This is a genomic window from Methanolobus sp. ZRKC5 (genome assembly GCF_038446525.1).
GTDB lineage: Archaea > Halobacteriota > Methanosarcinia > Methanosarcinales > Methanosarcinaceae > Methanolobus.
In genome coordinates, this window is record NZ_CP151792.1 from 1,482,400 (window position 1) to 1,494,981 (window position 12,582).

Consider the following 12,582-nt stretch of genomic DNA (forward strand, 5'->3'; position numbering starts at 1 on the left):
ATTACTTGTTTATAAATAAAAAAAGAAATTAACCTTAATTTACACAATAAAATTATCGCAAAAGCAATGAACAATTCCTGGTTATTCATACATATACGAACTTCTGCCTCATGTTGCACGATTCTTATTTTGCTACTTCTTTTTCTTCAACCGTATCAAGCTCCAAGATGGATTTAAGGTCTGTTACACAATTAAGACATACCAGATTTCTACCAATTCTGTGAAGATGTCCAGTTTCTATCGCATCACGCCCGATAGAATTACCACAGAAAAAACAGTCATAGAACATGATGTCAAATCAATGTCTAAATATATAAAAGTTACTTAGTAAATAATAATGTTACACTTTTGAAATGATGCCCATTGCTCACTCCGCAAAAAGCAAGTACAAGCATCAGAACATACAACATGATTAAAGTAGCCAGGAAATACGACAAGGTATCAAAAATCGATGAATACAGCCTGAACCCAGTCCTTAAATGTGATATCGTCTACATGAACAAAATTAACTCCAGACGCAATGAACACAAGATCCAGATAAAGATCTACCAGAAAACCTTCTGACTCTGCAGGATAGAATTCACCATATCCTCAAACGATGCAAAAGGTTATCTTCAACTTCAAACACACCGACCACGACATAGCAACGAACCTAATACTATTCTGCCACCACGGCCTGAAAGAAAACGGACTCCAAATAGACCGCTACGACAGATTCCTGGACGACGTTATAAAGTTCGTTTCAAAAGCCTTCAAAGAATCCGAGGACCTGATCTACTCCCTCCGCCAATGCGACATCTTCGAAGCCGGCCAGGCTAACAAATCTGTAAGGCAAAGACTGGTATTAGAAGGAGAGAACTCACAACCCTTGATATCAACGATGTGTCAATGATAAATAACTCAGTCCTGCTTAAACCAACCGGAAAGAGATCCAACCGCCTAATCTATTTTGATGATGAATGCAAAGCCTTCCTGGAAGAATACCTGAAAACCCGGACAGATGACAACCCGGCTCTTTTCCTCTCATCTGCAGGCTCAAGAATAACACGAAGCACAGTCTATAGGATAGTAACAAATTATGCTGGTAAGTTTGGCATACACGATCCTAAAGGTCATGTTCACGAAAAATTCACGCCTCATTGCTGCCGTTTATGGTACACCCCAAGTTTGACAGTTTCCACTCTTTCCTGAAGAGAATGTCTTCTCTTTCAACCCAAATGTTTCCATTTTTAGTCAGGAAAACCTATTTGACAGTCCAAACAATTTCAGGCAAACTACTACGATTTCACCCATTTTTTCCTTAGAATCAGTGAATTTATGCCATCAAAGTTGGCGTAAATGTACTTTTTTGACCTATTTCCCTTGAAATCCACAGTCACTGTCAAATTCAATAAGCTATTTTTTATGAATTTTGTGGACTTATGCTTGAGTTCATTGAACTCATATCGCATCAGCGATATGAAAAGTTGTGCAATGAATCCAATAATCACCGCACCATAAATGCTAGCATCTGTCCATACTCGTAATGGTTTAATCTCAATCTCATTCTTCAGCGAATGAATAATTTTTTCGATGCTGTCCTTTTTTCGATATTTTTGAAGAGCTTGATTTAGTGTCAAATTCTCACTCGACCTTAAGCAGAAAAATCCTTCTCTACCTGTAACTAGCTTTTCTTCCAGCAGTTCGATAGCACCCTGTTCATTAATTTGCATCAATTTTGTCTGTAGGGAATAACTAACATCAACAAGGGCATTGTTAATTCTGAACCTTTTAGGAAGTTTCTTGTTCTTATCAATGGATTCTTGTATGGCCTTTGCTTCCTGCAACTGCCTCATAACCTTTCTAGCTTTAGAATCAAGTTGCTCCTTTTGGAGCTTCTTAGAAAAATACATGTAATTGAAACTGTTTGGTTTAATGTTCTTCAAGCCATATATTCCGGCTTCCTCATCAACTGCCTCAATAGATGAATCCCAGAATGCAGCTATCTTCTTATCGTCGCTTGTATTGAGTTTCCTTGCAGTCAGGTAATGCATCTCATCTGCCCTTATCATAGTAGTGTTCCCTATGCTATGAGCTCCTTTATCGAAAATAACAAGAGATTCCTGCTTCAATCTTCCATGGACCTGTTGATACGTTTTCCTGAAGTGTTTCTGATCATTCAAATTACCCTGTTCCACTGTTATGCCAATTGGTATATTGATCGGGTCTGCAAGTTCACTAATTCCCAATGTGATCTGTTTCTTATCAGGTCTATGGTCACGACTGTAACCATATTTACCTAATGGCGATTTATCGCCATGCAGGACAATACTGGTCCAGTCCATGTTGATATTGGTATGTTCGAAATCATACCTAGCAAATAGTCTGTCCTGAATATCGGAAATAATCGTTTCACGATTATTTCCCAAGGTTTCAAGAAGCCTGTACAGTGTTCTCTCACTGAATTCAGGCAGGTTAAAAATGTCAAGCACTTCATCACGATTTATCCAATCATGAGCTTTGCTTATGCTGAAATTATCTGTAAGCTTGTAGCTTACAAGAGCTTTCAGCAAATTATTGAGGTTGATACCATGCTTTTTATGTTTGCTGAAAACAGTAGGAAGGTCAAGGATATCGTAGAGTTGGTTTACAGCTAGGATTGTTCCTATGGGAAAGTATATATTCTTGTTAGGAATAATGTCGTATGTTCTTAGTTGTGATTGCATTTTTTGTCGAATACAACATTACTAAGAACACTTTATTACTTTTGACTGTCAAACTTGGGGTACACCATTCACCTAAGAAGATCAAGAATGTCAAAAGATTTTATCAAGGAACTTCGAGGAGACACCAGAGACAAAGCAATAGACATCTACGACCAGATAAGAGCAGATGAACTAAAAGTTGCCTACATGAAGCATATACCATAATTGAGAGTTAATCCAAAGAATATTAATTCACTGAATACCTGGAAAAAACCAATCGAGTAAAACGAATGCAAGCATAGTAAAAAGATAAACAGATACAAATAAGACGATTTGTTGTATCTTCAAGTTGCCTTTTGTTATAAGGAGTTCCACAAACATAGTGTATCAAATACATGTATAAAACATTATGGAAATTTTTCTTCTTGAATACTGCTATTCATACACCCATTAATCCTGCAGCTAATACAATTGCAAGTATCATTACAAGGTAAACAGACAACATTAAAACTATTTTAGTTATGTTTGAGTTGCCGCAATTATTCATATGTACCACATGTAAAAGTAACAACACACTGTATAAATAAGTATTCCAAATACAATATTTATTAAAACTGTTAAATTTAAAGCCGTGTATATAAATAGATGAAAGAAAAAACTTTTGGATTAGTTTAAAAAATGAAAAGAAACCCGGACAAGCCGGGATTTAGCTGATTACGCCCGAACCGGGATTCGAACCCGGGTCGGAGCCTCGACAGGGCTCCATGATAGGCCTCTACACTATTCGGACATTTTGCAAGTTTTCGCTTGTGAGCACCCCTAAAAGGTGGCTCTTATATTTAAGGCTTTTGTTGATTTTGTAAGTCCCGCCTCCCAGACTCGAACCGGGGACATCGCGGTGCCTGCGCGTAATGTGATCATGTCACATGAATCAAACTACAGCCGCGCACTCTACCACTGAGTTAAGGCGGGTCTAACAAATCATGCTCCGGCACGACGTTGCCGTGCGATGCAACCCTCCAATACGCACAATCATACTTATCTCTTTCGCCGAAAAATACACATGACACAGATAAACATATAAATCAAAGGGAAAAAAGACGTATTCAGTAGAAAAAAAGAAAAAAATTTCATCCTAAATTCAGGATGAACTTCTACTATGAAAATCAAAAAGTATCCAGTTCGCCGTTGATAACCATCTTGGTTATCTTGGTGACATCCGCAAGCCACTCATCCATAACAACCTCTGTTTCCGCTCTTATGGAAGCAAAGTTTGCACCATCTTCAGGGATTATCTGTGCACTTGCCACAAGTGGTTGGTCTATTGGTTGACCGATCTGTGAAAGAAGCTTAATATAGACATCCTGGACATCAGGGACAGCCTTCACAATATCCTTTGCCATCTGGGTGGAAAGAAGGTTGTAGATCTTACCAATATGGTTGATAGGGTTCTTACCACTGGTCGCCTCCATACTCATTGGCCTATTTGGAGTAATGAGTCCGTTACAACGGTTACCACGACCCACTGAACCATCATCACCCATTTCAGCAGAAGTACCGGTCACAGTCAGGAACACTGACTTACATTCCACATTATCCGCTGCATTGATGAAGGTCTTAACCTTACGATCCGTACGTTTGAGTGCCAGATCAGTAACATAGTCAGCCATCTCTTCTTTGATATTGATGTAATGATCCATGTCATCAACATATCTTCCAACCATACCACAGCATATTGTCAGGTTTATATCGTCATTTTCCCTCAGACCCATGACCTTAATGTCTGTTCCAATGCCAGGAATTTTATTTTTCAGGTCAGTGACCAGCTTTCTTTCAGACTCATATACGATCTGTTCAAGTTCTGAAAATGGAGCATGTCCAACACCAAAAGAAGTATCGTTTGCCACAGGAACCCTATCCCTCTGGAAAACATCCCTGAGATCTGATGAACCTGTACCGAGTTTACAGTCAACAATAATGTCCCTCTCAAGGTCAATATCAACAATTGTGTTTCTGATATAGTTTCTCGCAGCAGCTAGTGCCACAGACTCAGCAGGAATTTCCACGCCTTCAAATTCCTTTGTTGCCCTTCCCACAAGCAAAGTGTATATAGGCTGAGTGACCTCTCCGCCACCGAAATGAGGGTTTGACCTTCCTGCCACGATCTGAGTTTCATCAGTATTATGGTGGAGAACTACACCACATTTATCGATATATTCCTTGCACAATGCACGGCTTACGGCCTCGGCAAGACCGTCTGAGATACTATCAGGGTGACCCACACCCTTTCTCTCCACAAGTTCGATCTGCTGTTTTTCCACCGGCGTTTCTATCAGGTGTTCAACTTTGATATTTCGCATCATATTAATCCTCTAGAATATCAATTAATAAACAAGTAAAAGATAAGAATAGATAATTAAAGTTAACTATGTATCCTTCGCTATACCTAGCACCCATGCACTATATAATAATACCCATTCAAGATTATAACCTCCAGTAATTACGATGCTTTTATTAAATTCACAAAAGGAATATTTAATCAGCGTGAAGTCTATATGCTATAAATGTCTTTCAAATAACGTTCAATTGATACTGATTATAATTATACAGAAGGATCCCTATGATACGTATTGCAATACCCAATAAAGGGCGCTTACATGACCCCACCGTAAGTCTCCTCAAAGAGGCAGGATTGCCTGTACTTGAAGGTGGGACAAGGAAACTTTTTGCCAAAACAACCGATCCTGAGATCACTTACCTGTTTGCAAGAGCGGCAGATATTCCCGAATATGTACAGGATGGCGCAGCCGACGTAGGCATCACTGGCCTGGACCTTATACATGAAACAGAATCAGATGTGGAGATACTTCTTGACCTTAAATTTGGAGGTGCAAATCTCGTTCTGGCCGTACCTGAAGACTCCCCCATTTCTTCTGCAAAAGAACTCGAAGGAATGCGCGTTGCAACTGAGTTCCCCAATATCACTGCCAAGTACTTCGAGAACCTTGGAGTAAACATTGAAGTAGTAAAGGTTAGTGGTGCATGCGAGATGACACCTCATGTAGGGATTGCCGACGCTATCGTGGATATATCCAGCTCAGGCACAACTCTGGTCACAAATCATCTGAAAATGATAGAAAAGGCATTCACATCATCAGTATACCTTATTGCAAATAAGAAGACGCAGGAAGACAACGGTAAGATCGGGCAGATACAGACCGCCGTTGAGAGTGTTCTAAGAGCAAAAGGAAAGCGTTACCTTATGATGAATGTACCTACGGCGTCACTGGAAACTGTCAAGAAAGTCCTTCCCGGAATGGCTGGTCCAACGATAATGAAAGTCGAGTCAGATGACTCAGTACTTGCAGTGCATGCAGTTGTTGATGCCGCCACCATCTTTGCTACAGTGGATGAACTCAAGAAAGCAGGTGCCAAAGACATACTGGTAGTGCCAATTGAGAGAATGATGCCTTGAGGTAGCATGACCTTTGAAATTATCCCTGCCGTTGACATGAGAAACGGCAAATGTGTGCAGCTGGTTCAGGGAATTCCTGGCAGTGAAATGGTCTCAATAGATGACCCGGTGGCAGTAGCCAAAGATTGGGTATCCCAGGGTGCAAAAACACTACACCTAATAGACCTTGATGGTGCCATTGATGGTGAACGCAAGAATGCTACAATCATCGAAAAAATAGTAAAGGAATGCAAACCGCTTGGAATGGAGATCCAGGTTGGCGGAGGAATACGCTCTTTTGAAAATGCAGCCGACCTGCTAAAACTCGGAGTTGACAGAGTTATACTTAGCACTGCAGCCATAAATAATCCACAACTTATCAAAGAGCTTGCAGATGCGTTTGGAAGTGAACACATCAACGTTGCCCTTGATTCCAAAAATGGCAAAGTGTCCATTGAAGGATGGAAAAAACAATCCGAATTCACAGCCGTTGAAATGGGAATAAGGTTTCAGGAACTTGGTGCTGGAAGTATCCTTTTTACAAATATAGATTCCGAAGGATTACTGCAAGGTGTCAATACAACGCCTACCGAAGAACTGGTAAAGTCAGTCAGTATTCCTGTAATCGGATCAGGTGGCGTTACAAGCCTTGATGACCTCATTGCTTTGAAAAAGACCGGTGCAAATGCAGTCGTTGTCGGAAGTGCATTATACACAGGGAAGTTCACACTTCCAGAAGCAATAAATATTATTAGTGAAGATTTATAAAATACCAGAATAATCAGGTGCACCCATGAGAAAAGCAAATATATCACGCAAAACCAGTGAAACAGACATCAATATCGAGCTGGAACTTGACGGAAAAGGCCTTGCAGACATCAGCACTGGTATTGGATTCTTCGATCATATGCTCACTGCATTCACAAAGCATGGGAACTTCAACCTCACTGTAAAAGCTACTGGCGACCTCATTGTTGATGACCATCACCTGATAGAGGATACCGGAATAGTCTTGGGCCAGGCAATAGCAGAGGCACTTGCTGACAAAGCCGGCATTGCAAGATTCGGAGAAGCACGTATACCAATGGATGAAGCACTGGCAAGTGTGGCTCTTGACCTTGGAGGGCGCAGTTATCTGGTAATGGATGCAGAGTTCAAAGCCCAAAAAGTAGGAGAATTCAGCACTCAAATGGTAGTTCATTTCTTTGAAGCCATTGCCCAGAACTCAAAGACAAATATGCATGCCCACGTTTACGGGGATAATGACCACCACAAGATAGAAGCACTTTTCAAGGCATTCGCCTACGCCCTTAGAAGAGCCATGGTCATCGAAGGAGAAGGAATAAAAAGCACTAAAGGCGTGCTTTAATCTAAACAGTATAGTTTCAGCTACTGAAACTTACTCCTTAATTTATCATAGAAAGCCTGTTCTTTTCCACCTGTCTTTTTTGAAAGCCTCTCTACAATCAGTTCAGGGGTGCTTTTTGCAACATAATTATAACGGGGACTCCTGTCAACTATTAAATTCAGTTCGGCATCCAGCCCGCTTGCCTCTATCCCATCAACCCTGAGATCACAGACAATATTCTCCATGATCTGCTCTGAAAGGTGCGACACAAATATAGACATAGTACTCTCGTTTTCAGTTAAAACTTCAAGTATTCCAGCCATGATCTTTGCAGAAGCTCCAGGTTCTGTGATGGATTCAAGCTCATCTGCCAGAACAAATTTTGCAGAATCATCAGCTACCACAGAGAACTCAGTAAGAGTAGTTTCAAATGCACCTGCATCTAATGTACCTTTTGATTTAGCAAAGTAGTACATCGACTCAGTGAGAGATAGTTCCATATGCTGCGCAGGAACAGGAAATCCCATCTGCGCAAGGATGCTGCTCTGCGCAAGGAGTTCCAGAAGGGAGGTTTTTCCTCCTGAATTAACGCCACTTAAAAGTACGACCCTGCTGGCCTCACTTTTAGGACTGAAACTGTTCTCACCCACTGAATAGTCAATTGGTATCACATCACCGTGTCTGGAAAGCAAAAACAGGTTCCTTCCACCCTTAAAACCAATCCCTGTACCATCTATAATTTCCGGCATAACAAGATCATATGCCAGTGCAAAAGAACCGATTGCAAATCCCACATCAAAATCAAGTACTTCGCGAACCATTTCCCGGACAATTGTTTTGTAGGAAGACAATATGCGCGAAACTTCGCGTTTATGGTCGAATTTTCTTTTCAGGACCTTTTTATTCAAGTGCTGTTTCAAAGCATTCAGATTATCAACATCTGCTTCCACAGGATGCATGATCTCTTCCGGAAAAAAAGAATCGACCATTAATCTTTCCTTTTTTTCAAGCTGAAGTTCATTGCATATTCTGTCCGCACCGTCCTTAACGATGGAGTAATAACTTTTGTGCAGCTTCTTTCCAAGTATCTCTTTCAGCTCAATGGAACCATTCATCACTTTCAGCATATCCTGTCCGCTAAGAGTCATCTGGCTATTCTCCAGACAGGAATTCAGACCATCGTTTACAATACGCACAGTTTCTGTTACAGTAGAACTAAGCTTGTCTGTTGCATCGGAAATTCGGTCTACTTCTTCATCAATCCCATGAACAATATCACCATTCTCGTCTATAAGAGCCAATGTAGAGGCAAGCAACTCAAGCTTATCATCATCCATGCTGTCAAAGAAACTAATTCCCCTGGAACGGAGCAGCCTTATCACTTTAATAGAAGATTCTATTGACTTGAGATTCCGGGAAAATGCCACTATTTCTTTTTCAGGTATAACCTTGAAATCATCTATTTCCTGCAGGTCAGAATAGAATTCAGGGTCCACATCTTCCGGAAGATCAAATGACAGGTAATCATCGCCCACGGCAATAACCTGGGAGAAGCCCCTTGAAATATCAATGAATTCTGAAAGGGAACGTGCAAAATTCACATCAAGCAATCCTGCAAACCGTTTTTTCGCATACTCGTAACTATCCTGGTCAGATGTTATGATAACTCTGTCACGGATCTTTGGGCACGGGTGTTTAAAATTAAGCTGTGTGGCTTTTGACAACAGGTCAACAATAGTCCCATCTCCCTCAAGAAGATTGGCAGTTTCCATGTAATATGAAACTGATTCACGTACCCGCATTATCTTTTGAATCTTGGTAGAAGGATACGGGAAAAAAACATGTAGTTTGTCCCTGGAATATTGAGTATGAGCAAACTCCTTGACTAGGTCAAGCAATTTTTCATAGACATCCATTGCCTCTTTGGTTCTTAAAAAATCAGAAACATTAACTCCTTCAACCCTGGAAGCTACATCCTGGATAAGGGAGATGGCATAGCGTTGACCAATACCCTCTACCTCGGAAATGCTGGCAATATCACCGGCAAGTATAGCATCAAGGGCCTGATTTTCACTACCGAAATGCTCTACAAAACGTTTAGACATTTTATCCCCTATGCGGGGAATATCCTGTAAGGTCCTGACATCAGCTAACATTATACCTCCAATTCGGATGCAAAAGAATCCAGGGTGCAGTTTGCAATACCTTTTTCAACCTTGTACCTGTCCCTTTCCGACATCTTGCTCATGGACGCAGAAGCTTTTGGCTGCACTTGCTTGGCATGGTTTTTGTTTCTCCGGTTGTGGATCATCTGAGAATCATAGTACATATCCCACAGATCATCAACCTCATCACGTTCATTAGTAAACTCAAGGCTACCTGCCAATGAAGAAGGCACCTTTGTGAAATGTTCAAGGCCTACATGAGCACCGTTCCCTATCCAGGCAATATCTCCCTCTATTACTGAAACAGGAAGATCCGGGTTTTTCCTTGAAAGCCAGCGACAGAACATATCTCCTATCTGATGTGGGGATTCTATTTTGACAGACAACACTCCATTAACAAAAGCAGGTCGTGCAAACATGCACAAACGATGATATGAACGACTTACATCTCGCATGTAATTGTAATATTTTTTACCCGTGCTGCTCTTACCTGAATAAAGAAGTTCGACATTTCCCTCGCAAAAACACAGAAAATGCACCAGTTCGATTGGTCGTGAGCTTCGATGTCTCAGTACCATTGCTATGTATCCTTCAACATCCGGATCACGCTGGAACATTCTTGAGCCCCGTTTTCCAAATATATTACGTACAAGCTTTGTTGTATCTGACATACATCTGAAGCCGAGAGTTTTCACTTCATCGATGCCTGTGAACTCCATCTTTTGTTTCAGTTCATCTCTGTCCTTTGCAGAAATGAGATCACAATCCGGATTACTTGAGATTTCTTCACAGGCGAGCAAGACACCTTCTACATTTTCCCTGAATGCTACGATCATGCACCTACCCCCGTAAATGAGAATAAGTTTGTCTGTTTTTTTCCGTTTATTTCAATGAAGGGACGTGCACGACCAAGAACGACACCCATGCGTGCAAGTTCTTTTTCTGATGCTATGGGCCTTGACTGAATAATCCTGCTTGCGCCCACTGGACCAATTCCCGGCACTGTGAGCAACTCTTCCCTGCTTGCAGAGTTAATGTTCACCGGGAACATATCAGGACGGCATGATGCAAGGAGCATTTTAGGATCAGTGTCACAGAGGAAACCATTGTCATCGAGAACAGAATCCAGGTCATTAGCAGTCATACCATAATCCTTCAGAAGATAGGAAGTCTGATACAGTCTTGTTTCCCTCCATTGGGGAGAAGGCTCATTGTTTTCAAGGGGAGTGAATGGAACCGGGTCGAAACTCATAAAGTAAGGCCTTCTCAGTTCATACCTGTCCATGAACTTCTCAACGGTTCCGATAATCTCCCTGTCAGATTCCTGCAGAGCTCCCACCACAAACTGAGTGTCGTTGGCACCAATGATACGCCCTCTGGAACCTGTCTCTCGCCTTTTCTTATTAATCAGATCCCGTGTCCATTGCAAACGCTGGAGTACATCATTCTTATAATCAAAATTTGGACATATTTCCGAATAATTAAGTGAACTTGTAGTCTCTGCATTCACACCAAACTTATTTGCGTAATCAGCGATTTCCTCAAGCAGATACTTTGGAGTACCTGGCATTACACGAATATGGATATAACCAGTAAATCCCTGACCTCTCAAAAGTCTTGCAACATCTAATTGCTTCTCTGCTGTCCTTTCAGAATCACCGATAACACCGGAGGACAGAAACAGGCCTTCTATTGCATTCCTTCGGTAGAAAGACCATGTGATCTTCACTATTTCTTCAGGACTTAATGATGCACGCACAGAATCCCTGCCACACCTGTTCGGACAATACGTACACTCTCCAGAACATGCATTTGTCATCAATGTCTTATAGAGTTGTATGCAACGACCATCTGGTCCGAAAGCATGACAGACTGCACTCTGGTTGCAACTGTCATATTTGGTACCTTCGGACAGCAGTCTCATCCTTTCCATAAGCGTCATATGGTGCTCATTAACAGGATTTCTGGGAATCATTAATAGACAATATGGCAGATGCGGATATAAGCAACCTGTAAGCATGGTGAAAGTATTCATCAGAACAGATAGAGACATACGAAAAGAAAAAAGGACAAAACAATGGATTTCAAAAAAAAAAAAATAAGAGTAACTATTCAGCCTGGCACGATTTGCCTATTGGTACTGATTTCATCGAAATAGAGATGTCTGCTCACTAACAATCTAACAATCAAAAAAGCAATCAATAGCAACAATCAAAATAAATGATCCTAATGAAATTTACGTTTCAACTTTTTGTCAAGATTGTTATTGATAGCGTTTTTATCAGGCTGAATAGTTACAAATAAGGGAACAAAAAATAATGAATTTGATGGTTCCTGACTACTAAAGAAATATCATTCCTTTTTGAATTTGACATTCACCTTTAAGATGCTTATTGGTTCCAGCTTCTTCCACATGACTGTTCCTTCTCTGTCGAATTTATGCTCATTGACATTCTGTTCAGAGAATTCACCATCTACCTCGTATATAAAGAAACCTTCTTCACCATTTGTGGAAACAATGTTGTCTTGCCCGTGAACATTCTTCACTTCCACTACTGCAGCCTTCTTAAGTGCTTGCAGAAGTGTTGCACCCTTTTCCACTTCAACCGTTCTGGAAGGTGCAAATATATCCAGAGCATGGAAAATATTCTTATTGTTCAATTGCAGTACATGTGTTTTACCGTAAATCTTGCGCTGTATGAGGTCAGCAGCTTCAAGTATATTTGCATGTTTTGCAGCAACCGGAACAGAAATACTAAGCATCCTTGCAAGTTCAGATATATGCATTTCACCTTCAGTAAGCTGTTGTAGCATTCTTAGTCTGGTTTCACTTCCAAGTGCACTAAAAAGTTTCAAACGATCCATCTTTTCTGGATTCTCGGAATCATTGTTATCGAGAGTACTCATAATTAAGAGTAAACATAGAGTTCA

11 protein-coding genes and 2 tRNA genes are annotated in these 12,582 nt (G+C 40.8%); 5 read left to right on the forward strand and 8 right to left on the reverse strand.

Annotated features, from left to right (window positions below; all coding sequences use genetic code 11):
• The first annotated feature begins 363 nt into the window (after nt 1-363).
• A complete protein-coding gene (locus WN948_RS07325) occupies nt 364-564 on the forward strand; it encodes a hypothetical protein (RefSeq protein WP_342306349.1) in 201 nt (66 codons plus the stop codon).
• A 279-nt stretch (nt 565-843) separates the two neighbouring features.
• Nucleotides 844-1,191: a tyrosine-type recombinase/integrase gene (locus WN948_RS07330; protein WP_342306425.1), complete on the forward strand. Its 348-nt coding sequence runs from the start codon at nt 844-846 to the stop codon at nt 1,189-1,191.
• Between the two features lie 86 nt (nt 1,192-1,277).
• On the opposite strand, the gene WN948_RS07335 is transcribed toward WN948_RS07330, so the two are convergent.
• The 4 genes from WN948_RS07335 to WN948_RS07350 form a co-directional block, all read right to left on the reverse strand.
• Nucleotides 1,278-2,705, reverse strand: coding sequence for a transposase (locus WN948_RS07335; protein ID WP_342306350.1), 1,428 nt, complete (start codon nt 2,703-2,705; stop codon nt 1,278-1,280).
• Between the two features lie 696 nt (nt 2,706-3,401).
• Nucleotides 3,402-3,474, reverse strand: a tRNA-Asp gene (locus tag WN948_RS07340).
• Nucleotides 3,475-3,548: 74 nt separating this feature from the next.
• Nucleotides 3,549-3,656, reverse strand: a tRNA-Tyr gene (locus WN948_RS07345).
• 194 nt (nt 3,657-3,850) lie between these two features.
• Nucleotides 3,851-5,047 (reverse strand): methionine adenosyltransferase, encoded by a 1,197-nt coding sequence (locus tag WN948_RS07350; RefSeq protein WP_342306351.1) that lies wholly within the window; start codon nt 5,045-5,047, stop codon nt 3,851-3,853.
• A gap of 257 nt (nt 5,048-5,304) precedes the next feature.
• Here WN948_RS07350 and hisG point away from each other — a divergent pair, with 257 nt between their 5' ends.
• From hisG to hisB, 3 genes are read left to right on the forward strand one after another with little or no spacing between them, the layout of a single operon-like run.
• On the forward strand, nt 5,305-6,159 hold the full coding sequence (hisG, locus tag WN948_RS07355; RefSeq protein WP_342306353.1) for an ATP phosphoribosyltransferase: 855 nt from the start codon (nt 5,305-5,307) through the stop codon (nt 6,157-6,159).
• A 6-nt stretch (nt 6,160-6,165) separates the two neighbouring features.
• Nucleotides 6,166-6,906 (forward strand): 1-(5-phosphoribosyl)-5-[(5-phosphoribosylamino)methylideneamino]imidazole-4-carboxamide isomerase, encoded by a 741-nt coding sequence (gene hisA / locus WN948_RS07360; protein WP_342306354.1) that lies wholly within the window; start codon nt 6,166-6,168, stop codon nt 6,904-6,906.
• Nucleotides 6,907-6,931: 25 nt separating this feature from the next.
• Entirely contained in the window at nt 6,932-7,507 is a 576-nt protein-coding gene (gene hisB / locus WN948_RS07365) for an imidazoleglycerol-phosphate dehydratase HisB (protein WP_342306355.1), read from the forward strand.
• A 20-nt stretch (nt 7,508-7,527) separates the two neighbouring features.
• On the opposite strand, the gene WN948_RS07370 is transcribed toward hisB, so the two are convergent.
• From WN948_RS07370 to WN948_RS07385, 4 genes are all read right to left on the reverse strand, one after another.
• On the reverse strand, nt 7,528-9,642 hold the full coding sequence (locus WN948_RS07370; protein WP_342306356.1) for a helix-hairpin-helix domain-containing protein: 2,115 nt from the start codon (nt 9,640-9,642) through the stop codon (nt 7,528-7,530).
• Nucleotides 9,642-10,487: a DUF4130 domain-containing protein gene (locus WN948_RS07375; protein WP_342306357.1), complete on the reverse strand. Its 846-nt coding sequence runs from the start codon at nt 10,485-10,487 to the stop codon at nt 9,642-9,644. The genes WN948_RS07370 and WN948_RS07375 overlap by 1 nt, the downstream gene beginning before the upstream one ends.
• Complete coding sequence (locus WN948_RS07380; RefSeq protein WP_342306359.1) at nt 10,484-11,593, reverse strand: radical SAM protein; 1,110 nt, start codon at nt 11,591-11,593, stop codon at nt 10,484-10,486. Before WN948_RS07380 ends, WN948_RS07375 begins: the two co-directional genes overlap by 4 nt.
• A 410-nt stretch (nt 11,594-12,003) precedes the next feature.
• A complete protein-coding gene (locus WN948_RS07385) occupies nt 12,004-12,516 on the reverse strand; it encodes a winged helix-turn-helix domain-containing protein (RefSeq protein WP_342306426.1) in 513 nt (170 codons plus the stop codon).
• Between the last annotated feature and the right edge of the window lie 66 nt (nt 12,517-12,582).

Coding starts and splice junctions, on each gene's coding strand:
- WN948_RS07335 (WP_342306350.1), bottom strand. CDS start 2,705: ATGCAATCACAACTAAGAACATACGACATTATTCCTAACAAGAATATA.
- WN948_RS07350 (WP_342306351.1), bottom strand. CDS start 5,047: ATGATGCGAAATATCAAAGTTGAACACCTGATAGAAACGCCGGTGGAA.
- hisG (WP_342306353.1), top strand. CDS start 5,305: ATGATACGTATTGCAATACCCAATAAAGGGCGCTTACATGACCCCACC.
- hisA (WP_342306354.1), top strand. CDS start 6,166: ATGACCTTTGAAATTATCCCTGCCGTTGACATGAGAAACGGCAAATGT.
- hisB (WP_342306355.1), top strand. CDS start 6,932: ATGAGAAAAGCAAATATATCACGCAAAACCAGTGAAACAGACATCAAT.
- WN948_RS07370 (WP_342306356.1), bottom strand. CDS start 9,642: ATGTTAGCTGATGTCAGGACCTTACAGGATATTCCCCGCATAGGGGAT.
- WN948_RS07375 (WP_342306357.1), bottom strand. CDS start 10,487: ATGATCGTAGCATTCAGGGAAAATGTAGAAGGTGTCTTGCTCGCCTGT.
- WN948_RS07380 (WP_342306359.1), bottom strand. CDS start 11,593: ATGACGCTTATGGAAAGGATGAGACTGCTGTCCGAAGGTACCAAATAT.
- WN948_RS07385 (WP_342306426.1), bottom strand. CDS start 12,516: ATGGATCGTTTGAAACTTTTTAGTGCACTTGGAAGTGAAACCAGACTA.